This is a genomic window from Sporosarcina sp. SAFN-015, from assembly GCF_051966875.1.
In the GTDB taxonomy this organism is placed as follows: domain Bacteria; phylum Bacillota; class Bacilli; order Bacillales_A; family Planococcaceae; genus Sporosarcina.
The window spans coordinates 107,724-131,254 of record NZ_JBQCKP010000002.1; the positions used below are offsets into that span (position 1 = coordinate 107,724).

Consider the following 23,531-nt stretch of genomic DNA (forward strand, 5'->3'; position numbering starts at 1 on the left):
ACAAGTTTGCTCCATATCTCCCTTAAACTCGCGCAAAACCCTATTTATAACTAGTAAAAAAACGCACCCCAAACCGGAGTGCGCAAGATCATAATTTTTGTCGCAGCAATTGCTCGATTTCTTCATGAGGAAGCGGTTTGGAATAAAGATAGCCTTGCACTTCATTGCAACGGAGCTGCTTCAGAAAAGTTTCTTGCTCTTCCGTTTCCACACCTTCCGCGATGACGTTCAGTTCTAAATTTTTCGCTAGGTCGATAATCGCTTTTACGATAGCTGTATTGCTTTTGCTCAGTTCACCGATGAACGCTTGATCGATTTTTAAATGGGAAAGCGGGAATTTACTCAAATAGAGAAAAGACGAATAGCCTGTTCCAAAATCATCGACGCTTACGGTGATGCCCGCGTTATAGAGCTCTATTAAAACGGCTTCGCAATGCGTAACATCGGACATCATGCTTTCCGTAATCTCTAAATTCAAATACGAAGGATGCAGTCCGGTTTCGTTCAAAATTTTTAATACGTCTTCCACGAACGATGGCTGGTTGAATTGCCGCATGGACATGTTCACACTCATCCTTAAAGGAGGAAATCCGTGTTCCTGCCATGCTTTAGCCTGCGCACATGCCGTTTTCAACACCCATTCGCCGAGTGGCAGAATGAACCCGTTCTCCTCCGCAATCGGTATGAATTTCATAGGTGGGATATAGCCCCGGACAGGGTGTTTCCACCTGGCGAGCGCTTCCATCCCTTTGATCTGCCCGGTTTTCAAGTCGAATTGGGGCTGATAATGAAGGAGAAATTGTCCTTTTTCCAAAGACTGCCGCAGCTCCATTTCAAAGAATGTCTTCTCCATCAGTTCTGCGTGAAGCTCTTCTGTGAAAAACCGGAAAGTGCCTTTGCCTGCCTCTTTGGCCAAATACATGGCCGTGTCGGCACTGCGGACTAACGTGCTATATTCCTCTCCGTCGTTTGGATACAACGCAATTCCAATGCTTGGCGCAACGAAGATCTCTTGCTTGTTGAAAAAATAAGGCTGTGAAATATCCTCGACAATTTGTGAGGCGATAGATGCTAATTGTTCTTTGTCTGTAGAATCAATAAGAATGATAAATTCATCCCCGCTTAGTCTAGCTACCGCATCTTCGCTTTGAACACAATCACATAATCTTTCCCCGACAGCGATGAGCAACTGATCGCCGATATGGTGTCCTAACGTGTCGTTGACATTTTTGAATCGGTCCAGGTCAAGGAACATGATGGCAAAAGATTCGCCTTCACCTGCATTTCCTATTTTTCGGTCCAGTTGTTCTTGGAAATTTCTCCGGTTTGGCAATCCAGTTAAATAATCATAATAGGCCATATGTTCAATGACTTTTTCAGCTTCAATCCGTTGAGAAATATCGATGGCGGTTCCGACAACTTCAACAATTTCCCCTTCTTTCGCAATGGGAGACAAATAAACGAGAAAGGAAAGGCCATCGAAGGTCAATTCAAATTGAACGACTTCTCCAGTCATAGCTGCCAGCAGATAATTTTTAAATGCTTCGAGTTCTTTATCAGTGAATGAATGGACGACTTCCTGTGCATTCAATTTTTCCACTGTAATGCCAACACGTTCTTTAATTTGTCCCTCGAATAGGGTAAAGACGATTTCACCGTCTTCGGTAGTCGTATATCTAAAAATAGCATTTTGCAAGTTTTTCACGGTCGTTTGGAAATCGTTCTGCAAAGCGATTTCCAAGGCTTCTTCCGCCTGTTTATGAGCGGTGATGTCGTGGCGAATCGCGATGTATTGTTCGGGCTTCCCTTCGGAGTCAAGAAACGGGACAATTGTCGTGCTTACCCAATAGAGGGAGCCGTCCTTTGCACGATTGCAAACATCCCCTTGCCAAATCTCCCCATTTTCGATCTTGTTCCACATCTCCCTGAAAAAGCTTTTTGGATGGAATTTTGAATTGACGATGCGATGAGTTTTTCCGATCAATTCGTCGCTCGAATACTGGGATAGCTCACAAAATTTTTCATTGACGTAAGCTATGACACCTTTCGCATCAGTAATAGCGACCACTGATGAGTAATCAAGTGCATTTTCAATGTTATGCAGGTTCTGCAAAGTTTCTTTATATTTTTCATTCGTCAGTTCGCGTGCTGTAATATCGCTATCTATTGACAGGAATTGAATGTTCTCGCCGGACTCGTCCAACATTGGAATAATGTTGGCGTTCACCCAATAAGGCGAACCATCTTTTGCAATAGCCCTGATGTTCTTCTGCCAAGCTTCGCCGCTTGTGAAAAACTGTAACGCATCCTCCCTGAATCGCTCTGGTACATAGTCTGGATTGACGATGTTATAACTTTGTCCAATCAACTCTTCTGCAGTGTAGCCGGACAGTTCACAGAAATTGTTATTTACATAAATAAAATGAGCATTTCTATCTGTAATTGAAATACAGAACTTTTTATCAAAGAAATACATAAGGGAAGCAAAGCTTAGTTTCGATAACACCATTTCCAATTCCTTTCTATATACAAAAACGACGCAAAAAGCGAAGAGATGTTTCTGTGGGATGCACCGGCTCTGTGAACAGGAATATACTCTAATAAGAGACACAAAAAAATCAATTTTAATAGTTTGTATTTTCACGTTAATTATACCATTCGCTAAAGCATCAATCCACTTGAACTAGCATCTTGATATGTTTTTTCATTAAAAGAATTGCGTACCTATTTTTTGCTTTATAGTTAGGCTGTAACTGAAATATTATACCATTTTATTTAAATTAAATTGTCTTTCAATTTACAAAATAGTACTCTAAAATATTGGATAGAAACACAAAGTCCAGCAGTAAAGGGGGTACTCAAATGGAGAATTTGAAGTGGAATAAGCCTGAGCAACTTGAGGATTTATTATGTGAATTGGTCAGCTGGGACAGCCGAACGGGAACGATGGGGGAAATTGAGTTTTCAACTAGGATGCTTAAAAAGTTATTGGAATTACAGTATTTCCAGGACAATAGCTCGCAAATCCATTTCCACGAAGCAGGTAAAGGTAGAAATGCAGTGACAGCCCTTTACACCAGTGGGGTGACGAATAAAACAATCGTGCTGATCAGCCATTTTGATACCGTCCATACGGAGGAATTTGGCGCGGGTCTTCAGGATCTCGCTTTTCAACCGAAACAGCTGACGGAGGAATTGAAAAATCGATTAGCCAAATTACCGGAAGATGCACAAGAGGACTTGGTTTCAGATGATTATCTTTTTGGCCGCGGAACAATGGATATGAAAATGGGTCTTGCTTTGCATCTACATTTATTGGAAAGGGCAACAAATGAAAATTGGCCGATTAATCTCCTTTTATTGACAGTGCCTGACGAGGAAGTGAATTCTTCCGGGATGAGGTCCGCCGTAAAAGGATTGGTGGAATTGGGACAAACGTATAAGTTGGAATATGAACTGTTCTTAAACAGTGAGCCGTCATTTTCACAAACACCGCAGGATCCGAACTATTATATTTACTCGGGATCCATCGGGAAGATCATGCCTTCCGTTTTGTTTTACGGGAGAGAGACACACGCGGGCGAGCCTTTAAGCGGCATGACAAGCCATTATATGGCGTCTTATTTGACGAGGGCAATGGAGTTCAATCCAAATTTCATGGAAGAACTGTTTGGGGAAAAGACGCCTTTGCCGGTTTGTTTGCAGCAACTGGATTTGAAAGAGGACTATTCGACACAAACATCCCATCATAGCGCAGCTTTGTTCAATGTTTTTGTAATGCGTCAAAATGCTGATGACATTATGAAAATATTCAAAGAAACCGCCGTTAAGGCAATGGCGGAATGCGCAAAGGACTATCGGAAAGTTTGCGAACGTGAAGGCGTTCAACCGATCGGTGACATTAACGTGTTGGAATATCAGGAATTGCTCAAGTATGCTGCTGATAAAATAGGAGATGTGGAAGTCCAAAAGATTCTTGAAACTGTAATGAACGATGAGTCGCTCGATGAACGGAAAATGTCCATGCTCATTAGCGATCGTTTACTGCTCCATTGTCAGGAATTGGCGCCAGCTGTCGTCTTATTCTATGCGCCGCCATATTACCCAGCCGTTAATTCATCCGATAATGAGCTCGTTCAAGAAAAGATTGCTCTTGCACAAAAGATTTTGCAGGAAGAGTTCCAAGTGGAAGCAAAGCAAGTCCATTATTTCAATGGAATCTCAGATCTCAGTTACGTGAATTACGATGCAATGGACTCAGGATGGCAATCGTATAAGCAGAACTCCCCTGTATGGGGAGTAACATATAGCATCCCATTCACGGAAATGCAGCAGCTGCAGGCCCCTGTGCTGAACATCGGTCCGTTCGGTAAAGATGCGCATAAGTTAACCGAACGACTGCATAAAAAGAGCGCATTCATTTATACTCCCAGAGTGTTGGGGAAAGTCATTGAAAGCATGTTTGTGACGATAGAGGCGTAAGTTGCAAAAGGGTCAACTCGCTCAGTAATGGGTTGACTCTTTTTGTATTTTGTTGAGATGTTGTAAAAGATTCATTCTTCACTACTGTTTGCCGTTTAATAGTTGTACACTAATGGTATAAACATAGTTTCGAAGATTACGAAAGGGGTGGGATGATGGGAAAGGGAAGATATACAAAGACGGAGAAAAGTTGGATGTTTTATGACTGGGCGAATTCGGCTTATTCAATTATTATTACAACTGCAGTATTTCCGATCTTTTACAAGTCGGTGGCGACCGACGCGGGTGTCAGTTTGACGCAGTCGACAGCGTATTTGGGGTATACGGTTGCGATTGCCACTTTTATTTTAGCGATGATCGGGCCGATATTGGGGACGATCGCTGACTATCAAGGATTGAAGAAGAAGTTTTTCCTCGCCTTCTTCCTGATCGGTTCACTTTCGACGATTTCCTTGGCCTTTGTTCCAAATGGAACGTGGCTGCCGTTATTGATCATTTATACGATTACCGCCATCGGATTCCATGGTGCAAATATTTTCTATGACGCATTTCTGGTTGATGTAACGCCTGAAGAAAAAATGGATGAAGTTTCGTCACGTGGTTTCGGTTTAGGGTATATCGGAAGTACAATTCCATTCATTATTAGCATCGCCATCATCCTGTTGGCTTCAAAGGAAGTAATTCCTCTATCAGCAACCGTTGCCAGCAAGCTGGCATTTGTCATCACGGGAATTTGGTGGTTCACCTTTACGATACCGATGCTGAAAAATGTTGTCCAAATACATGCGATTGAACGGGAGCCGAGAATTTTGGCAAGCAGCTTCCGCAGGCTTGGCGAAACGTTCAAGGAGATTAAGAAATACCGAACCGTTTTCATCTTTTTATTAGCATATTTCTTCTATATCGATGGGGTCGGTACGATCATTTCGATGTCGACGGCTTATGGAACAGATTTGGGCATTGAGCCGACCGACCTTCTCATTGTCTTATTTGTAACCCAAGTTGTTGCTGCGCCGTTTGCGATTCTTTACGGCAGGCTTGCGAAACGGTTTTCGGTGAAGACGATGCTGTATGTAGGGATTTTCGTCTACATCGCCGTTTGTATTTATGCATTCTTCTTATCGACGACGTTAGATTTTTGGATTTTGGCTATGCTTGTTGCCACTTCGCAAGGGGGAATTCAAGCGTTGAGCAGATCTTATTTTGCTCAATTGGTACCGAAAGAGAAGTCCAATGAGTTCTTCGGCTTCTATAATATTTTTGGTAAATTTGCATCCGTCATGGGACCTTTATTGCTCGCAGTGACGGCTACGCTGACAGGCAGCTCTGCGTACGGCGTTTTCAGCCTAGTCATCCTGTTCATTATCGGAGGTATTTTGTTGCGGATGGTGCCAAGGCCGGAAAGCGAGATGGCGTGAATTAATAAAAGGCGAAGGGAGATTTCAATCCCTTCGCCTAATTTCTGTTTTAGCTCACTTAGGTTCTATCCGTTGCATTTGCAAAATCCTGAATCCGTGCTTTTCGAGTCTTTCGCGCATTTTGACCATTTCTTCGTCGGATTTTCCGTCCTCGAGCGTGATGACGACTCTTCGTGCGAGCGCTGAGCCGTTGTCGAGGGTGAGCATGCCTTCGATATTTTCGTCCTTCAACGTTGTCGTCAGCTTTCTGATCATCCCTCGTGCCTCAGTCGATGCAAGCGTAATATTAATGCCGCCCGTTTTTAAGCCGAAGGCGTCTTCCAAGACACTTTCAATTTTATTATGTGTCAAAATGCCGAGAAGTTTTCCATCTCTAACGACGCTGACGAAAGGCAATGCTTTGATCTTTAACAGAGCACTTAAAAAAGAGGCATCCTCGTATAAGTAGATGTCTTGGTGTTCCAATAAGAAGTCGATTGGCTTTTCGCCATCCCCTTTGTCCTCATAAAGATAGGAAAGCAGGTCGACTTTGTAGATCATCCCTTTATAGGTGTCGTCGTTATCCACGACAGGAATGCAGCGGTACCCTGTCTCGTTGATTTTCGCTAGTGTTTCAGATACGCTTTGATCGACCTTTACCGTAGCGACACCTAGTCTTTCTACAATTAAATCTCGAATGTGCATAATTACTCCCCCTTATTAACTGTAGTTTCTGGAAAGTCTAAATTTTTGTTTAGATTGCTTCCCATTATAATTGAAAATTGGAATGTTGTACATGAAAACTTATAATAGTAGTTACTGATATAAGAGAGGGGCTTGGAACTACTTGTTAAACTTGGACTCACTCCTCGACGTTGTCGGCGAGTTGTTTGCAGATGAAATCTCCATTGTCGTATCGAATACGAAGGAATATATTTATCATCGGCCTAGCAAACGGATCGACTTAAAAATCAGGCCAGGCGACCCTGTTCCTGAAGGGACGATCGCCTATAAAGCTCTCACGGAAGGGCAGAAGGTTTCCGAATTCATCAACCGTGATGTATTCGGCGTGCCATATCATGGCATGGCGGTTCCTTTCCATGATAACGGTGTTTTGGACGGCTGCGTCGTTGCCATCTATCCGGCATACACCGAAGGAAAGTCGGTCGTTACACTAAAAACACAGGATGGATGGGTGCCTGTCCCGTTTTCTGAAGTAAAGTATATTGAAGTGCGGGACAGAAAAACAATCGTTGTAGCCGATAATATTACAGGTACCCATCGAAATTCATTGCAAAACTTTGAATTCGTGTTGCCTCATGAATTGTTTGTCCGTTGCCATCGGTCATTCATCGTCAACGTGACGCAAATTAAAGCGATTTACCCGGATACTCACTCGACGTTCATGCTTTCGATGAGAGATGGTGCCCAAATACCGGTCAGTCAGTCGTATTCTAGTTATTTTCGAAAGCTTTTAGGCTTCTAAGACGAAAAAATGCTGCTTTAGACAAATTATATGATCGCTTGTTCGTGAATTCCGTCTTTCATTCAGGAAACCCCTATCATTCTAAAATTTACGATACGATTATCTAAAAGTTATGAAAAGGGGCGCTTGTGAATGGGGAACCTTATGGATCGTATCAGGATTGAAAAATTGAGAGATTTGGTTGTGACGCCTGAAGAGGCTGCTTCTTGGATTAAAGACGGAATGACATTGGGATTGAGCGGATTTACTCGTGCGGGTGACGCGAAAGCGGTTCCAATGGCTTTAGTGAAACGGGCAGAAACGGAAAAGTTCAAAGTGAATGTATTCACGGGAGCATCCCTCGGCTCGGATATCGATAAATTATTTGCGGAAGCGGGAATTGTGAAAAAGAGACTCCCTTTCCAAGCGGAAAAGGCGATGCGCAACGGCATTAACAATGGCGAACTGCTTTTTGTGGACCATCATCTGTCCCATACGGCAGAGTGGATTCGTTCGAATGTGACTGAACCGATTGATTTCGCAATTTTGGAAGCGATTTCAGTGACAGAAGATGGGATGATCATTCCTTCAACGTCTGTCGGCAACTCGTTATCGTTTGCGAAGCATGCAAAGTCAATAATCATTGAAATAAATACAGCACAGACGACTGCATGGGAGGGAATCCATGATTTGTATGACCCAGGCAAACAAGGAGAACGGAATCCGATTCCACTGATGAAAGTGGATGACCGGATTGGAACAATCGGCATTCCAATCGACGTGGATCGAGTAAAAGGGATCGTGTTCACGCACCAACAAGATTCCGCGTCAACAATTACGAAGCCTGACCATGATACGGAAGTTATGGCTGAACACTTGCTGTCATTTCTACGTTCGGAGGTGGAGGCGGGCCGATTAACGAACAGCCTCGCGCCTCTTCAATCGGGAATTGGTTCCCAGGCGAACGCAGTATTGCATGGTTTACTGGATTCGGAATTCGAAGACCTTGAAGTATATTCAGAAGTGCTGCAAGACGCAGTATTTGATTTGATTGATGCGGGCAAGATCCGTACCGCTTCATGTGCATCGATTACTCTGTCGCAAGAAAAGATGGATAAGGTTTTCGGTAATTTGGATCACTACCGGGACAAGCTGATCATGCGTCCGCAAGAAATCTCGAACCATCCTGAAATCATCCGCCGACTCGGTTTAATTTCCATCAATACGGCTCTTGAACTAGACATTTACGGCAACGTCAATTCGACGCATGTAACCGGGACGAAGATGATGAATGGCATCGGGGGCTCCGGCGATTTCGCCCGAAATGCAAGACTTGCCATCTTCGTTACAAAATCGATTGCCAAAAACGGCGATATTTCAAGCATTGTCCCGTTCGTTTCGCACGTGGATCATACAGAACATGATGTCGATGTCATAGTCACGGAGCAAGGATATGCGGATCTCCGCGGTCTTGCGCCAAGGGAACGCGTTGGCCTCATCATTGCGAATTGCGCGCACCCAATGTACCGCAGTCAACTATGGGAATACTATTACGAGGCGCTTGAACGGGGCGGGCATACGCCACATGTACTCGAAAAAGCATTCTCTTGGCATATGAATCTCATGCAGCACGGCACGATGCACCCATTCACCGAGAAACGCGTCTAACGTTAACCAACCAATCGAATTTAACTATATACTGCAAAGAAAAGCTGTCCAGAAATGACTGTGACAGCTTTTTTATATATGTGGTGTCCATGTCCAAAGCAAGAGGAAAGGAACCGACTTTCGCGCTCAAGAATCTGTATGTCGCGCTCAAGAAATCGGTAAAGCGCTCAAGAATCTGATGTCGCGCTCAAGAAAACGGTAAAGCGCTCAAGAATCTGATTCCACGCTCAAGAAATCGGTAAAGCGCTCAAGAATCCGGATGTCGCGCTCAAGAAATCGGTAAAGCGCTCAAGAATCTGATTCCGCGCTCAAGAAAACGGTAAAGCGCTCAAGAATCCGGATGTCGCGCTCAAGAAATTGGTAATGCGCTCAAGAATCCAGATTCCGCGCACAAAGCGATATAATCCCTACATCAATTTCGAAATGAACATCGTTGCAATTCCGAAATAGATCAATAGCGATAAAATATCATTGATGGTTGTAATAAGTGGGCCCGACGCAACTGCAGGATCAACTTTGAATTTACTTAAAATCAACGGAATGATAGTCCCTGCCAACGTACCGATAATGAGAGTCGCAACGAGGGAAGAACCGACGACGAGTCCAAGTGTGAAGCTGCCTTGCCAAATATAGGCGATGACGGAAATTACCCCGCCGCAGACAACACCGAGCATGATGCCGACGAGCAACTCGCGGAAGACTAAGCTGAGTGTCTTCTTCCATGTCAATTCTTCCGAGACAAGACCCCGAACGACAACAGCCAATGATTGAGTACCTGTATTTCCGGTCATCCCTGCAATCATGGGCATGAAAAATGCCAATGCGACGACGGCTTCGAGCGTTGCCTCAAATTTGGCAATGATGCTTCCTGAAACGAGGCCGATGAACAATAGCAAAATAAGCCATGGAAGCCGTTTATACGTAGCAACGAACGGTTTTGTGTGGAAGTCGATCTCTTTGCCGGAAGCAAACAACATTTCAATATCTTCATTTGCTTCCCGCATGACGATGTCAAGCACGTCGTCTGCTGTAATAATGCCAACTAGAATATTGTCATCATTGACGACGGGCACGGAAAGGAAGTCGTGCTTGCCTAGCATCCTGGCGACGTCACTCTCTTTTGTATCTTCATGGACTTTAACGATGTCCGTCGTCATTACATCGGTAATTTCATCTCCGGGCTCGCTTAAAAGAAGGTCGCGATAGGAAGCGACGCCGACCAACTCTTTTTCATCATTGATGACATATACGTAATTCAAGTAATCCGCAAAGTCTCGAAAATACTTCAATTTGTTAATCGTTTTTTCAACTGTAAAAGATTTATGAACCCAAACATACTGGCTGATCATCGCTCGTCCTGCAGATTTTTTCGGATACATCATCTTTTTACGGATGTCTTTCTTTTCTTCCTCTCGCATTTGAGCAATAAGGCGATTGACCTTTTTATCCGGCAGATCGGACAGCAGATGGGCGAGGTCATCCCTCTTCAACACTTCCAATAATTCCGTGGAACGAACAGCTCCGATTTTATTCAATACACGCAGTTGTTCGTTGCGGGTCAAGTATCTTAGTAACGTTACGAGCTGCTCCAAAGAGAGCCACTCCAAAAAAAGGATTCGGCGTTTTTTTGGCAAATCGCGGTAATGTACGGATATTTCATACGGAGTTAATTCGCTGATGATTTTTTGAAAAGTTTCTTTCTGCCCTTCCTTCAATACGTGGACAATTGCACGTGATACTTCTTCCTGATCCCCTTTTAACGTCATGACTCCCTCACCTCTCTTTTCATATGAAATGAAATACTTGCTAACCCGTCTATTCCCCTCATTCCTTGTTACATAAACAGAACAAGGATTTCACTGGTAGAATAATTGATTACGAAAAAAGATGTTTAGCGCAGAAATGATAGGGAAAGAGAGTTAGTAAGCAAAAAAAGACGGCATTTTGTCGGGAAAAAGGGAGTTTTTTCTATGGGAAAATGGAAGACGCTATTATTCTTGCTTATGGCAGCCATGCTGGTGCTTTCAGCATGCGGAGAGGATAAAGGAGAAGCGACAGATGAGGGGTATAAGCTTGTCAAAAAAGGCAAATTGACATATGCGGCGAGCGGTCTCTACAAGCCGTTCAACTTCGAGGAGAATGGTGAATTGACTGGGTTTGATATGGAAATCGGAGCGGAAATCGCGAAGAGAATGGGTCTAGAGCCGAATCCGGTGACAAACCCATTTGAAACGATCCTTCAAGGACTTGTTGCGAATAAATATGATGCCATCATCGGTTCGATGGCCTACACGAAAAAACGTGCCGAGCAAGCCGCTTTCACAGAGCCGTACTACTACTCGGGCGGGATGATTTGGGTCGCGGAAGACAATAACGACATCAAATCCCCGGAAGATCTGAAAGGGAAGAAGATTGGTGTTATTGCTCAATCGACATATGAAGAGCCGGCAAAGGAACTATCCGACAATATCCAGTATTACAGCAGTGATGTTGTTGCGCTGAAGGATTTGACGGTCGAAAATCGGTTGGATGCCGTCATTACGGCTGATATCGTCGGTTATGAAGCGCAAGATAACGGCTTTGCCATTAAAGAAGTCGGCACTCCGTTATGGGTGGAACAGCCATCGATCGCGGTGAAAAAGGATAATGAAGAGCTCCGTGACGCGATTGACAAAGCCCTGAAAGAAATGATCGATGACGGCACATATGATGAAATCTCAAAGAAGTGGTTCGACCGGAACCTATTGGATATCGACTTGGAAGACGCTGAGATGCTTGAATAAAACAGATTTGTGAATAGAAAGAGGGAGTGACCAGTGCCAGAAATATTGATAACGTTATCCGAAGTGTTCATGCGCACGTACGAAGGCTTCCTGAAAGCGGCACTTGTCACATTGAAAATAACTGCTATTGCCATTGTGTTAGGTACCTTGTTCGGGATTGTCTTTGCGTTAATGAAAATATCAAGATCAAAAATCTTACAAACGATTGCCAACTTATATATTACGTTGATCCGTGGAACGCCGCTCATCGTACAGATTATGTTTTTATACTATGGGATTACATCGATTGTCGTCCTGTCGAATTTCTGGGCAGGTGCGATTGCACTAGGCGTCCATAACGGGGCGTATATTGCAGAAATTTTCCGCGGAGCAATCCAAGGGGTTGACCGTGGACAGCGTGAGGCGAGCCTGGCGCTTGGGATGAATCGAACGCAGGCGATGCGCCGAATCATTTTTCCGCAAGCGTTGCGTCGCGCAATCCCTCCGCTAGGGAACCAATTTATCATTACATTGAAGGACTCGTCCCTCGTATACGTCATCGGCGTTACGGAATTGTTTGGTCTTGCGAATCGGGAGGCGGCGGCATCCTTCATGCCGTTCGAAACATTCCTCGTTGTTGGACTATACTACCTAGTTCTCGTCCTTATTTTCACATGGCTATTGAAGTTGTATGAGAACAGGTTGAACGTAGATGGATCTTAAGGAGGGAACGAAATGATCAAAACAAAAAATCTCCACAAGTCATTCGGCAATCTCGAAGTGCTGAAAGGAATCGATATCGACATCAATCCAGGCGAAGTCGTCGTACTCGTCGGAGTGAGCGGCTCTGGGAAGAGTACGTTGCTGCGCTGTCTAAATTTCCTTGAAAAAGCACAAGAGGGAGATATTTTGATTGATGGGCGGAGAATCGACCGAAAGAAGGAGGACTTGTCTAAAGTCCGTGCGGAAGTGGGCATGGTGTTCCAGCACTTCAACTTGTTCCCGCATAAGACGGTGCTTGAAAATATTATGGAAGCGCCGTTGATCGTTAAAAAGGAAGAGAAGGGGAAGGCGAAGCAATTGGCACTTGCCCTGTTGGAGAAAGTCGGCCTTTCCGACAAGGCGGACGTCTATCCGAATAAGTTATCAGGTGGACAGAAGCAGCGGGTCGCCATTGCACGAGCGCTCGCAATGGAACCGAAAGCACTACTGTTCGACGAACCAACCTCTGCGCTCGATCCGGAGCTCGTCGGCGAAGTGCTAGGGGTCATGCAAGACCTCGCCAATGAAGGAATGACAATGGTCGTCGTTACACATGAAATGAAATTCGCGAAAGAAGTGGCGGACCGAATTATCATGCTAGACGAAGGGTGCATCATCGAGGATGCCGACCCGGATACATTTTTCAACCATTCCACAAACGAACGGACACGACAGTTTTTGGAGATGGTGGATTTGTGAACGAAGAAGCAGCTTCCTGTTTATATGGGAAGCTGCTTTTCTGTTCAATAAATGGTTTTCAAAAATATCAGTTTTATGTCATGATAATAGAAATGACTAAGATAAGGGGAATGTCTGGAGATGGAAATTGTTGAAAAGGGAGAAATGAAGTTTGTCGGTATTCGTCTGCAATGTGATTCAGTGGAGGATTATCAACTGAAGATACCTAAGACGGTTGGGGAATTAAAGGCTCGAACTTCCGAAATTGTACGACCGATTGATCGAGAGCGGATATTTGGGTTGTTTAAAGTGGAGGCTCAATCTTCTGAAGATGGCTATTGGGTCTGCTTGCAAGTTGAAGAGATTGAAAGTATTGCAAATGGCTTCGAAGGTCTTTCAATAAGACCGAGTAAATATGCCACACTTCGGCATGTCGGTGCGGCAAAGGATCTCCATCAAACATATGAAAATCTCCATGAAGAAATTGCGAAAGCGGGATACCAAAGGTTGCCTGACGAATGGACGATAGAAGAATACAGTCCAAAACATGAACAGAGCGCCGATATGATCAATGTTTCTTTGTATGATCCGGTAGTGTAAACACCACATTGTTAGAAAGTAAGGTGCGAAATGAAAACAATTATGAATGCAATTGGAACAGTCTTTTTGCCGGTGCAGGACGTAGAAAAATCACGGGACTGGTATTGTGATCTATTCGGAATTTCTCCAGAAGGGGACATCCAATTCGGGCATCTATATGTGATTCAAATGGAAGGTGTAAACCTCGTCTTGGACAGCAAGCTGTTTCAAAAAACAGGGCCGCTTCGAGCACCGATGTTCCATTTGAATTCAACTGATATTCAAAAGGCTTATGAAGAGATGCAATCTCGGCATGTTGACTTGACGACAGGTATAGAAAACGGTCATTGGTTTAATTTCAAGGATCCGGATGGAAATGAAATGATGATATGTCAATGTTGAAAGTAGGGGGAAGTTATGGAAAGCTTCATTAAACGAATTGAAACGATCTACTTGCCGGTTGCCAATCCGAAATCATCTGCGGAGTGGTATGAGAAGAATTTGAAATTAAAAGCGGTCGGTCCAGCTGAATCAGATGCTACCCAAGTGCGGCTCGCGTTAGAGTCAGGCCAATTCATCTTTTTAATTCAAAGCAAGGAAACGGTGAAGGCAAATTTCACAGAAGCTAGCGGCGAGGAACAATGTTTGCTCACATTGCAAGTAACTGATTTTCAACGTTTCCATGAAGAATTGCATGCGAATGGCGCAACCATTACGGCGATTGAAGACAATGATGATTGTGGACAAAACTTCTATGTGTATGACCTTGATGGCAATAAACTTGATATTTGGAGTGGCTGGCCAGTCGTTCCGGAATCTAAATAACGAAACTTTACGCCTATAAAAAGTATCGAGAGAACAACTTCCTGATACTTTTTTATTTTTTGTTATAAGGATCTGAGGTTGCAAATGCCCCAAATGAAGCTCATACTATTTAAATGCAATTAACTAGTAGGGAGTCATAGAAATGAAGAATGTAGCAACATTGAAAAAAATGTCACCTGCCTATGATCCGTGGGAAGCTTACTTGGACGTGCAGGAGCATGGCAAGTTAACATTATCAAGCATTGAATTTACGACTACTTATTTGTGCAATATGCGATGCGAGCATTGTGCGGTCGGCTATATGCTGCAGCATAAAGACCCCGATGCATTGCCGATCGACTTGCTTCTTTCCCGACTTGATGAAATACCGCATTTACGGACGATCAGCATAACAGGCGGCGAGCCGATGTTTTCGAAAAAGTCGGTTGAGCAATATGTTTTACCATTATTAAAATATGCACATGAACGCGGCGTTCGAACGCAGATGAATTCGAACTTGACGATGCCGCTTGAGCGTTATATGGGGGTTGCCCCTTATTTGGACGTTTTGCATATCTCCCATAACTGGGGCACAGTTGATGATTTCATTGATGGTGGTTTCGCAAATATGGAAAGGAAACCTCCAAGGGAACGCCGTGCCGAGCAGTTCCAGCGAATGATCGATAACAGCCGCGCATTGGCGGAAGCCGGTGTCATGGTATCAGCGGAGACGATGTTGAATAAGCGGACGTTGCCGCATCTCGGACATATCCATCGACAAATCGTCGAGGAGATGAAGTGCGCAAGGCATGAAGTGCATCCGATGTACCCAAGCGATTTCGCATCCCAGCTTGAAGTGCTATCATTGGATGAAACGCGAGAAGCAATCCATCAATTATTGGATATGCGTGATGAAGACGTGTGGATGCTATTCGGTACATTGCCGTTTTATCCTTGTAGCCAGAATGAAGAAGATTTGAAACTGTTGAAACGCATATACAGCAGTAAAAACGTCTCGGTGCGTAACGATCCAGACGGTCGTTCCCGTCTGAACGTCAACATCTTTACAGGCGACGTCATTGTAACTGACTTTGGCGATACACCACCAATGGGGAATATCCAAAATGATTCATTACCCGAAATGCTCGACAGATGGCTTGACCGTCCGCTTGCAAAATCGATCAGTTGCCACTGTCCTGCCGTAAAATGCCTGGGACCGAATCTATTAGTGAAAGATGCGTATTATCCGGAAGAGGATTTTACAGGAAAACAGGCAAGACTTTCAACGGAATGATTTGCAGTACGCGGAAGCGTGCATGATTGGGGAAACCTGCTTCGCGCCAAGTGCCTTTGACAAATAAAGAGCTCATTCCATTTCGGCGGATAGGTAAAAGGTCACGAAATGTCGATAACTTTGTGAAAATGATCGATAACTCGCACCGTGTGACCGATAAGTACTTGCAATTGACCGATAACTTTCGAGAAATGACCGATAAACCCCGGGAAATGATCGGTATCCATTCATTGAAAACAATAGACCATCAAGAAAGGACTTCCGAATGAGGGAAGTCCTTTTCTTATCGTACAGTATAACTTTTTCCTAATTACAATGAAGGATTGTTCTCCTGTATACTCAAATGGAAGAGATTTCTGAAAGAGTGACCTCACATAGGGGGGACCATCATGTTCATAGGGACTATTTTTATTAATATTATTATACCTATATTAATCCTATTAATAATCGGAGCAGGTTTACAAAGGAAGTTTGCATTTAATTTAAAAGCGATTTCGAACCTGATTACGTATTGTCTTATGCCAGCAGCCGTTTTCATCAATCTATACCAGACGGAGATTGATGTGCAAGTCCTGTTGGAAATCATAGGTTATTTAGTTGCCTTCAGTTTAGTAATAATCGTTCTAACAACTATTTTGAGTAAATTATTGAAGTTAGACAGAGAAGAATCGGCCATATTTAAAAACAGTATTTCGTTAATCAACTCTGGGAATTACGGAATACCGGTCAGTCAGCTGTTATTCCAAACGAACCCCCTCGGCATCTCCATCCAAATTATCGTAATGGTTTTCCAAAATGTTTTAACGTATACATATGGATTGTATAATTTGATATCCGCAACGAAGTCAGGGTTAGAAATCCTGAGATCATTATTGAAAATGCCCGTCATCCACGCGATGCTTCTCGGCAGTTTGTTGAATTGGCTGCATGTTCCGATTCCGAACGCTATTTGGGTTCCGATCAGTCATCTGGCGGATGCATTTTTAGCAATTGCGCTTATTTTATTGGGAGCGCAGCTTGCACAAATTGAGTTGAAAACGATTCTGAATCGGACGATTGTCATCAGCAGTATCGGTAGGCTTGTCATCGGTCCAAGTGTTGCATTACTTCTCATTTTTCTATTTGGTCTAGACGGTGTTGTTGCACAATCTTTATTTATTGCAAGCTCCTTCCCCACGTCCAGAAACAGTTCAACACTAGCGTTGGAATATGACGTGAATCCGGATTTGGCCGCTCAAACCGTTCTGTTTTCAACTGTGTTAAGCGCGATCACGGTGACGTTTGTTGTTTATTTATCTGCAATTTTGTTTGTTTGATTGGAGAGAGGTATTTTGGAAGGTAGAAGGTCACGAAATGACGATAACTTTGTGAAAGTGACCGATATCTCTGTCGAGGGTGACCGATAACTCCTCAAAGATGACCGATACCATTGTGAACTTGACCGATAACCATCGCGAAGTGACCGATAACACTAAAATGGACTTCCGGATAGCTGGAAGTCCATTTTTGTCTTAAAGAATGATTAAGTTTTTCGGAGATTTCGTGATAATCTCTATGCCATCTTGCTTCAAGATAATATCATCCTCAATCCGCACCCCTCCAAGGCCTGGAATGTAAATGCCCGGCTCGACCGTCAACACCATTCCCTCTTCGACGAGCAGCTCGCATGTCGGATTCATGAAAATATCTTCATGGATATACAAGCCAATCCCATGCCCCATGCCATGTCCATAATAGTCGCCATACCCTTTTTCGCTGATCACATCACGGGTCAATGCATCCGCTTCTTTTCCAGTCATGCCAACTTTGATGCCGGAGAGCGCGTTTTCAAGAGCGTCATGAACGATTGAATAGATTTCCTTCAGCTTCGGATCAGGCTCGCCGACTGCTACCGTTCTTGTCATGTCGGAGCAATATCCTTTGTAATATGCACCAAAGTCCAATGTCACCATATCGCCTTGCTCAATTACTTTGTCACTCGCCACGCCATGCGGCAATGCGGAACGTACGCCGGAAGCAACAATCATATCGAATGAGGAAGAAGTCGCACCCAGTTTTCTCATATGGAATTCCAGTTCATTCGCAATTTCTATCTCCGTACGCCCAGGTTTAATGAAAGTCAGAATATGCTCGAACGCAGAATCTGCAATTTCAGCAGCCTTTTTCAAAATGGTTACTTCATCTTCATTTTTAATCATCCGCAACTTTTCAACGACATTCGAAACAGGTACCAGCTCCGATTTTACTGCTTTCGAAAGCTGGGAGTAATAAAAATAGGATTGGTGCTGTTGTTCAAATCCGAGCTTCTTGATTCCCAAGCTTTCCGCAAGCGTTGAAATCTCCTCATAAATGATGGAGCGGTCGATTTCTTTTACGGTGAAATCGGTCACTTGGGCATTCGCCTGGCTCGTATAACGGAAATCTACTAATAAATACGCTTCCGCCTTAGACACGAGTACAGTCCCTGCAGTTCCCGTAAAGCCCGTCAAGTATCTCCGATTGTACGGATCTGTAATAAGCATCCCGTCAATTCCTAATTCATCAAATGAACTACGTAACTTCACTAATTTCTCCATTATAAAACCCCCACTAATAAAAATATTCCCATTATTACTATGACATAGGAAGTCCGGAAATAATAGAGGGGGTAATGGCTTTTTACGATGAAGATTTGCAGCGCATTTGACTGGGTAAAAGGTCACAAAATGACAATAACTCCTGGGGAATGATCGATAACTATTGGGAAATAAACGATAAGTGCTCGCAAATAATCGATAACTTCTGGGAAATGAACGATATCCATCGGGAAATGATCTATAAAATTAAAATGTATTCCACCTTGCAACTGCACTCATACTTCGACGGAAGTATATTTGCGCAGACGAACGGATTGATACCAATGCTTGAACAATATAAAAATCAACAACAGATCCACCGCGTCACCACCATAATACATCAGCATGGCGCCAACCCTTGCTTGTTCTGTTGGGACGCCCGCCGGAGGGTAGGCGTAGATGAATTTTGACAGAATGCCATGACCGGCAAGTGCCACAATGAAGACGACAGTTCTGTACGTGAAACTGAAACGGTGGAAGACCGGATCAATATAAATTAAAGAGATTGTGAATAAATAACCTGCCAGGAAGACGTGGATGTGAATGATGATATGTAGCCAAATGTTAGCATGCATCGCTGAATATAAACCGGTCGTATAGAGAAGCCATAACCCGCCAATGTTCAAGATAGAAGCAACGATCGGATGGGTGAAGAATCCCGCGAATGAACTTTGCAGCAGTCGGCTAAGCTTTCTTCCCAAATGAACATTTAACGTACGCATTACTAATGTCATAGGGGCAGCGAGTGCAATGAGAAGCGGGGCAAGCATGCCTAATAGTAAATGCCCCGCCATGTGAGCCGTGAAATCGGCATGGGATTGACGTGAAAGAGGGCCGACCACTGCTGCGGCAGCAAAAAGTACACCTGAAATAAAAGAAACGGTACGCAGCCATGGCCACTTACGAAGTCGCCCCCGTCTATTCGTGATGATCACAGCCCCGATGTAAACTCCGATCGCAAGCAATGCCGGTATGCCAAAAAACAAATCGGTCAACAGAAAATGAGTGTCATGCATTGGAAAACGCCCCTTTTCCTTCACGCTGGTCGCGTCGTGCACTTGCAATCAAACCAATGCCAGCGACAATCATGACGGCTGCAGAAATATTCCAGACGAGGTCATACGGTAAAATGTCAACATTGTATCGGATCTGGTGGATGCGCATGACTTTATGCTGGATCGTGCCGTCATAAAGCTGGAAAGCCCCGCCGCCAAGCAACTTCCCTCCCCACCACATTTTATGCCACAATGCGTTTCGCCTCCGCAAATCGGCAACGAGGAATAAGCCGCCGACAGTTGCAAACCAGCTAAATGCGTGAAATAGTCCATCTGAAACAAGTCCGACCGCAACAGTGGATTTATCGTAAAACTTATGCCAATGGAGCAGCTGATGGAACAATGTTTCATCTAGAAAAGCGACAAACCCTAATCCGAATAAAATACCCGACCAAAGGTTTCTACGCGCAAATAACGCCCTATTATTTAAATTTGCTTGTGTGTTATGTATTGTTGTCAAAAAGTTCCCCTCCATTTGAAGATTCTTTTGAAGTATAGCCGTTAGGAAGGAATGGTAATCTTCTGCTTTCGACAGTATGTCTTCCTTTCCTTTTGTGAATGCTGTATAGCGAATCATGCAGAAGGAGGAGACGTTATGTTGAAATTACAGACGGGGCTTGAAGGGCAGATAGCGTCGTTCGGTCTTGTAAGGGATTGCATCCATGGGCTTGGATACCATATGGGCGGCAATTGGGACTACCACCAAGGATATTTTGATCATATCTTGTGCAAGGAGGGCGGGGAAACAATCTACATTCGGATTCCCTTTACCGTCATGGATGGCGAGCTAGATAATTATGAAGCAGTCATTCGATTCCGTACACCTTATATTATTAAACATGTAGTGCATGTCGGGCTGGACAGAGATGAGACGTCCATGCTAAATGTTGCCGGCTTCAACCAATTCCAGCCGCCGATTGACAAAGACGGCAAGATTACAAATAAAGACAGATGGATGCATGCCGGAGAAGTCGCTGTTCAAGAATTAATGGATTGCTTGCATGCACAAGATTTGTTGAAAATCAGCTGAATCGAATGGAAAGCTTGCTTGACCCTTATAAAAAACAACTTGCCAAATTTATTAATTTTGGCAAGTTGTTTTTTGTCAAAGGTGGACGTTTGAAAAGAGAAAGAGATAGCGGCGACAATTTGAACGTTCGAAATATTGTCGGTTAAGTAAAGCATTGCAATATCGTTAAATTTTATTTATAGTATTTCTATATAACGCAAATTTCGTTTTATGTTCGTAAATTGGTAGGTTGTGAAAAGGGAGGTTTTCTTTTGGTTTCTTCGAAGCAGAGAAATTTAATATTGTTATTGCTTTTTGCCGGATGGGCGATTGGGAATTTTGATCGTTATTTTATAAACTATGCGGTCTTGTCGATTACAGAGGATCTGCAGTTAAACCCGGCTAGTACGGGATTGATTCTTAGCAGTTTCTTTGCGGGGTATGCATTAATGCAAATACCCGGTGGTTGGCTAGCTGACAAATTTGGCTCAAGAAAAGTTTTAATTGTATCCGTTTTCATGTGGTCGGTGTTCACTGCATTGACCGGGGCAGTTTGGTCAATGGCTTCCATGATTGTTGTCCGTTTCCTATTCGGCATCGGAGAAGGCGGGTTCCAGCCTGCTAGCTCAAAAATGATTTCGCAAACGTTTCCAAGCGAAAAAAGGGCGTGGGCCATGTCTGTTATGCTGTCATCAGGAGGCATCGTGTCCTTGGTCGTGCCGCTTCTTTCCGCATATATGCTGACGACAATCGGATGGCGTATGTCTTTCCTTATTCTCGGTGGAATTGGTCTTTCAATTACAATTCTTTATTGGGTGTTTGTTAAATTGCCTGCCCATCTAAAAGAAGAAGAGTTGAAGACGGAAATGGAATCACAAAAAGGGATTTTTAAACAAATTTTAAAAACACCGCTTATGCTGAATCTGTTTATTGCCTACTACAGTATTTATGCAATCAACTGGGGTTTGGCAACATGGCTGCCGACATATCTCGTTAATGTAAGAGGCCTGGATCTGGTTTCGCTTGGCTGGGCACAAACGATCCCTGGTTTAGCTATGCTTGTTGGAATTTACCTTGCTGGCTATATCATTGACAGATTGCCGCTTGGCAAAGAAAAAATTGTGGGCGCAATCTCCAGTGTTGCGATCGGTGTCATGCTATACCTTATGTTCAATGCACCAAGTGTAACGGTTTTTATCGTTTATCAGACAATCGTGCTGCTATTTGTTTCATTCGTCATATTGCTTTTGCCAGCTATTATTTTGAAAAGGCTTCCATCTACCGTGACAGGGACAAGTATGGGGATTGCCAATACAGGCGGGCAGTTGGCAGGATTCATTACACCGCTTGCCATCGGGTTTATCGTACAGGCGTTTAATGGCTCCTATAATGCTGCCTTTTGGATGCTGATCATTTTCGCGGTTATCTGCACAATTTCCCTATTGACATTGAATTATCGGAAAGGTCAATTGTTGCAAGATGCTGCATAATAATTTTCAGAAGAAGGAGAGATGAATGATGGATACATTGAATGCGGTTGTGAATGTAATTGAACAGAAAAGGGAAAAGTTCATTGCTTTAAGCGATAAAATTTGGGAAGTGCCCGAATTGTATTTTCAAGAATTTCAATCGTCGGGCTATTTAATTCATGCATTAGAAGAGGAAGGGTTTCAAGTTGAGCGGGAGGTGGCAGGGATAAGCACAGCGTTTGTCGGAAGTTTCGGTTCCGGGAAACCTGTCATTGCCATTTTAGGTGAGTTTGACGCGTTGCCAGGGCTTAGCCAGAAAAAAGGGCTAACGCATCACGACCCGCTTGTCGAGGGCGGAAACGGACATGGCTGCGGCCATAACTTGCTTGGTACGGGTGCATTTGCGGCGGCTGTCGCAGTGAAAGAGTATTTGGCGCAGAACGATAGACAAGGGACGATCCGTTTTTATGGATGCCCAGCCGAGGAGAATGGCTCTGGAAAAGCGCTGATGACGAAAGCAGGACTCTTCGATGATGTAGACATTGCTTTTTCGTGGCATCCTTGGGATGTACCGGGGCTTATGGATAAAAGGACACTTGCGAATTACTCTGCAAAATTTAAGTTCACAGGAAAAAGCGCCCATGCGGCGGCGGCTCCCCACTTAGGAAGAAGTGCACTCGATGCCGTCGAGCTGATGAACGTCGGGGTTAACTACTTGCGTGAGCATATGGTGCCGGACGCAAGAATCCACTATGCCGTGACGGATACAGGTGGTGCTTCGCCGAATGTGGTTCAAGCAAATGCCGACGTGGTCTATTTGATAAGAGCTGCGGAAAAAGATGAAGTGGAATCGCTTTATAAGAGGGTACAGGACATTGCGAGAGGTGCCGCTTTAATGACAGGCACTACGTTTGAAGAGGAATTTGTAGGAACCGCTTCCAACCTCATTCCTAACTCTGTACTTGCGGATATAATGTACGAGAATTTGGAGAAGGTAGGGGCGCCTTCCTATGATGAAGGTGACGTTGCCTTTGCAAAGAAGATTCGTGATACGCTGTCAACAGAGGACTTGAATAGTGCGTATGCCGGACGGGATCGTGAAACAGTGAAAAAGCTGAAAGAAAGGGATATTGCTGATTTCATCCCGCCATATATACCTTCGGAAGCCATCATGTCAGGATCGACGGATGTTGGGGATGTCAGCTGGGTCGTCCCGACGATGCAATGTCTTACAACTTGTTTTGCACTGGGCACTCCCCTTCACACTTGGCAGGTAGTTTCGCAAGGGGTTGCTCCGATTGCGCATAAAGGGATGTTGCAAGCAGCCAAAGTGATCGCATCCACCGTGTTGCAAGTGATGGAAAATCCAGTAATTATTGAACAGGCGAAAGAGGAATTGGCGGAACGCTTGGATGGCAAATCATATCGTTCATTAATTCCCGATTCAGTGAATTAAAAAAGTTGTTTGGGGCTGATTATATGGTCAGCCTCT

22 protein-coding genes are annotated in these 23,531 nt (G+C 44.0%); 16 read left to right on the forward strand and 6 right to left on the reverse strand.

What is annotated here, in order from left to right; translation table 11 throughout:
* Positions 1–88 precede the first annotated feature (88 nt).
* Positions 89–2,509, reverse strand: a complete 2,421-nt coding sequence (locus tag ACTHPA_RS03520) for a sensor domain-containing protein (RefSeq protein ID WP_440498722.1) — start codon at positions 2,507–2,509, stop codon at positions 89–91.
* Between the two features lie 353 nt (positions 2,510–2,862).
* On the opposite strand from ACTHPA_RS03520, the gene ACTHPA_RS03525 reads away from it, so the two are divergent.
* Together ACTHPA_RS03525 and ACTHPA_RS03530 are read left to right on the forward strand one after the other, a co-directional pair.
* Positions 2,863–4,482, forward strand: coding sequence for a M20/M25/M40 family metallo-hydrolase (locus ACTHPA_RS03525; RefSeq protein ID WP_440498724.1), 1,620 nt, complete (start codon positions 2,863–2,865; stop codon positions 4,480–4,482).
* Between the two features lie 155 nt (positions 4,483–4,637).
* The gene (locus ACTHPA_RS03530) at positions 4,638–5,900 is read left to right on the forward strand and encodes an MFS transporter (RefSeq protein ID WP_440498726.1); all 1,263 of its coding nucleotides are present in this window, start codon (positions 4,638–4,640) and stop codon (positions 5,898–5,900) included.
* A 54-nt stretch (positions 5,901–5,954) separates the two neighbouring features.
* Here ACTHPA_RS03530 and ACTHPA_RS03535 read toward each other — a convergent pair whose 3' ends face one another.
* On the reverse strand, positions 5,955–6,584 hold the full coding sequence (locus ACTHPA_RS03535; protein WP_440498728.1) for a CBS domain-containing protein: 630 nt from the start codon (positions 6,582–6,584) through the stop codon (positions 5,955–5,957).
* A 142-nt stretch (positions 6,585–6,726) separates the two neighbouring features.
* On the opposite strand from ACTHPA_RS03535, the gene ACTHPA_RS03540 reads away from it, so the two are divergent.
* Both ACTHPA_RS03540 and ACTHPA_RS03545 read left to right on the forward strand, forming a co-directional pair.
* On the forward strand, positions 6,727–7,365 hold the full coding sequence (locus ACTHPA_RS03540; protein WP_440498730.1) for a LytTR family DNA-binding domain-containing protein: 639 nt from the start codon (positions 6,727–6,729) through the stop codon (positions 7,363–7,365).
* A gap of 132 nt (positions 7,366–7,497) precedes the next feature.
* Positions 7,498–9,012 (forward strand): acetyl-CoA hydrolase/transferase family protein, encoded by a 1,515-nt coding sequence (locus tag ACTHPA_RS03545; RefSeq protein ID WP_440498732.1) that lies wholly within the window; start codon positions 7,498–7,500, stop codon positions 9,010–9,012.
* Between the two features lie 407 nt (positions 9,013–9,419).
* Here the strand turns inward: ACTHPA_RS03545 and mgtE are convergent, their stop codons facing one another.
* On the reverse strand, positions 9,420–10,778 hold the full coding sequence (mgtE, locus tag ACTHPA_RS03550; RefSeq protein ID WP_440498734.1) for a magnesium transporter: 1,359 nt from the start codon (positions 10,776–10,778) through the stop codon (positions 9,420–9,422).
* A 204-nt stretch (positions 10,779–10,982) separates the two neighbouring features.
* Here mgtE and ACTHPA_RS03555 point away from each other — a divergent pair, with 204 nt between their 5' ends.
* The 9 genes from ACTHPA_RS03555 (at position 10,983) to ACTHPA_RS03595 (ending at position 17,207) form a co-directional block, all read left to right on the forward strand.
* Positions 10,983–11,795 (forward strand): transporter substrate-binding domain-containing protein, encoded by an 813-nt coding sequence (locus ACTHPA_RS03555; RefSeq protein ID WP_440498736.1) that lies wholly within the window; start codon positions 10,983–10,985, stop codon positions 11,793–11,795.
* 69 nt (positions 11,796–11,864) lie between these two features.
* A complete protein-coding gene (locus tag ACTHPA_RS03560) occupies positions 11,865–12,497 on the forward strand; it encodes an amino acid ABC transporter permease (RefSeq protein WP_440499200.1) in 633 nt (210 codons plus the stop codon).
* Positions 12,498–12,509: 12 nt separating this feature from the next.
* Positions 12,510–13,235 carry an amino acid ABC transporter ATP-binding protein gene (locus ACTHPA_RS03565; protein ID WP_440498737.1) on the forward strand — a complete coding sequence of 242 codons (726 nt, stop codon included), beginning with the start codon at positions 12,510–12,512 and terminating at the stop codon, positions 13,233–13,235.
* A 120-nt stretch (positions 13,236–13,355) separates the two neighbouring features.
* On the forward strand, positions 13,356–13,814 hold the full coding sequence (locus ACTHPA_RS03570) for a GyrI-like domain-containing protein (protein ID WP_440498739.1): 459 nt from the start codon (positions 13,356–13,358) through the stop codon (positions 13,812–13,814).
* Positions 13,815–13,844: 30 nt separating this feature from the next.
* Positions 13,845–14,195, forward strand: a complete 351-nt coding sequence (locus tag ACTHPA_RS03575; protein WP_440498740.1) for a VOC family protein — start codon at positions 13,845–13,847, stop codon at positions 14,193–14,195.
* A gap of 15 nt (positions 14,196–14,210) precedes the next feature.
* Entirely contained in the window at positions 14,211–14,618 is a 408-nt protein-coding gene (locus ACTHPA_RS03580) for a VOC family protein (RefSeq protein ID WP_440498741.1), read from the forward strand.
* A gap of 142 nt (positions 14,619–14,760) precedes the next feature.
* Positions 14,761–15,891 (forward strand): radical SAM/CxCxxxxC motif protein YfkAB, encoded by a 1,131-nt coding sequence (gene yfkAB / locus ACTHPA_RS03585; protein ID WP_440498742.1) that lies wholly within the window; start codon positions 14,761–14,763, stop codon positions 15,889–15,891.
* A gap of 26 nt (positions 15,892–15,917) precedes the next feature.
* Complete coding sequence (locus ACTHPA_RS03590) at positions 15,918–16,160, forward strand: hypothetical protein (RefSeq protein ID WP_440498744.1); 243 nt, start codon at positions 15,918–15,920, stop codon at positions 16,158–16,160.
* Positions 16,161–16,277: 117 nt separating this feature from the next.
* On the forward strand, positions 16,278–17,207 hold the full coding sequence (locus ACTHPA_RS03595) for an AEC family transporter (RefSeq protein ID WP_440499201.1): 930 nt from the start codon (positions 16,278–16,280) through the stop codon (positions 17,205–17,207).
* 195 nt (positions 17,208–17,402) lie between these two features.
* On the opposite strand, the gene ACTHPA_RS03600 is transcribed toward ACTHPA_RS03595, so the two are convergent.
* The 3 genes from ACTHPA_RS03600 to ACTHPA_RS03610 form a co-directional block, all read right to left on the reverse strand.
* Positions 17,403–18,467: a M24 family metallopeptidase gene (locus ACTHPA_RS03600; RefSeq protein WP_440498745.1), complete on the reverse strand. Its 1,065-nt coding sequence runs from the start codon at positions 18,465–18,467 to the stop codon at positions 17,403–17,405.
* A gap of 275 nt (positions 18,468–18,742) precedes the next feature.
* Positions 18,743–19,522, reverse strand: coding sequence for a cytochrome c oxidase assembly protein (locus tag ACTHPA_RS03605; RefSeq protein WP_440498747.1), 780 nt, complete (start codon positions 19,520–19,522; stop codon positions 18,743–18,745).
* Positions 19,515–20,036: a DUF2243 domain-containing protein gene (locus tag ACTHPA_RS03610; RefSeq protein ID WP_440498748.1), complete on the reverse strand. Its 522-nt coding sequence runs from the start codon at positions 20,034–20,036 to the stop codon at positions 19,515–19,517. The genes ACTHPA_RS03605 and ACTHPA_RS03610 overlap by 8 nt, the downstream gene beginning before the upstream one ends.
* A gap of 120 nt (positions 20,037–20,156) precedes the next feature.
* Here ACTHPA_RS03610 and ACTHPA_RS03615 point away from each other — a divergent pair, with 120 nt between their 5' ends.
* The 3 genes from ACTHPA_RS03615 (at position 20,157) to ACTHPA_RS03625 (ending at position 23,495) form a co-directional block, all read left to right on the forward strand.
* Positions 20,157–20,591 carry a YugN family protein gene (locus ACTHPA_RS03615; protein WP_440498749.1) on the forward strand — a complete coding sequence of 145 codons (435 nt, stop codon included), beginning with the start codon at positions 20,157–20,159 and terminating at the stop codon, positions 20,589–20,591.
* 251 nt (positions 20,592–20,842) lie between these two features.
* Positions 20,843–22,060, forward strand: a complete 1,218-nt coding sequence (locus ACTHPA_RS03620) for an MFS transporter (protein WP_440498750.1) — start codon at positions 20,843–20,845, stop codon at positions 22,058–22,060.
* Between the two features lie 28 nt (positions 22,061–22,088).
* The gene (locus ACTHPA_RS03625; RefSeq protein WP_440498752.1) at positions 22,089–23,495 is read left to right on the forward strand and encodes a M20 family metallopeptidase; all 1,407 of its coding nucleotides are present in this window, start codon (positions 22,089–22,091) and stop codon (positions 23,493–23,495) included.
* Positions 23,496–23,531 lie beyond the last annotated feature (36 nt).

Coding starts and splice junctions, on each gene's coding strand:
- ACTHPA_RS03580 (WP_440498741.1), top strand. CDS start 14,211: ATGGAAAGCTTCATTAAACGAATTGAAACGATCTACTTGCCGGTTGCC.
- ACTHPA_RS03600 (WP_440498745.1), bottom strand. CDS start 18,467: ATGGAGAAATTAGTGAAGTTACGTAGTTCATTTGATGAATTAGGAATT.
- ACTHPA_RS03525 (WP_440498724.1), top strand. CDS start 2,863: ATGGAGAATTTGAAGTGGAATAAGCCTGAGCAACTTGAGGATTTATTA.
- ACTHPA_RS03570 (WP_440498739.1), top strand. CDS start 13,356: ATGGAAATTGTTGAAAAGGGAGAAATGAAGTTTGTCGGTATTCGTCTG.
- ACTHPA_RS03560 (WP_440499200.1), top strand. CDS start 11,865: ATGCGCACGTACGAAGGCTTCCTGAAAGCGGCACTTGTCACATTGAAA.
- ACTHPA_RS03625 (WP_440498752.1), top strand. CDS start 22,089: ATGGATACATTGAATGCGGTTGTGAATGTAATTGAACAGAAAAGGGAA.
- mgtE (WP_440498734.1), bottom strand. CDS start 10,778: ATGACGTTAAAAGGGGATCAGGAAGAAGTATCACGTGCAATTGTCCAC.
- ACTHPA_RS03545 (WP_440498732.1), top strand. CDS start 7,498: ATGGGGAACCTTATGGATCGTATCAGGATTGAAAAATTGAGAGATTTG.
- ACTHPA_RS03520 (WP_440498722.1), bottom strand. CDS start 2,509: ATGGTGTTATCGAAACTAAGCTTTGCTTCCCTTATGTATTTCTTTGAT.
- ACTHPA_RS03575 (WP_440498740.1), top strand. CDS start 13,845: ATGAAAACAATTATGAATGCAATTGGAACAGTCTTTTTGCCGGTGCAG.
- ACTHPA_RS03535 (WP_440498728.1), bottom strand. CDS start 6,584: ATGCACATTCGAGATTTAATTGTAGAAAGACTAGGTGTCGCTACGGTA.
- ACTHPA_RS03615 (WP_440498749.1), top strand. CDS start 20,157: ATGTTGAAATTACAGACGGGGCTTGAAGGGCAGATAGCGTCGTTCGGT.
- ACTHPA_RS03605 (WP_440498747.1), bottom strand. CDS start 19,522: ATGCATGACACTCATTTTCTGTTGACCGATTTGTTTTTTGGCATACCG.
- ACTHPA_RS03565 (WP_440498737.1), top strand. CDS start 12,510: ATGATCAAAACAAAAAATCTCCACAAGTCATTCGGCAATCTCGAAGTG.
- ACTHPA_RS03555 (WP_440498736.1), top strand. CDS start 10,983: ATGGGAAAATGGAAGACGCTATTATTCTTGCTTATGGCAGCCATGCTG.
- yfkAB (WP_440498742.1), top strand. CDS start 14,761: ATGAAGAATGTAGCAACATTGAAAAAAATGTCACCTGCCTATGATCCG.
- ACTHPA_RS03610 (WP_440498748.1), bottom strand. CDS start 20,036: ATGGAGGGGAACTTTTTGACAACAATACATAACACACAAGCAAATTTA.
- ACTHPA_RS03530 (WP_440498726.1), top strand. CDS start 4,638: ATGGGAAAGGGAAGATATACAAAGACGGAGAAAAGTTGGATGTTTTAT.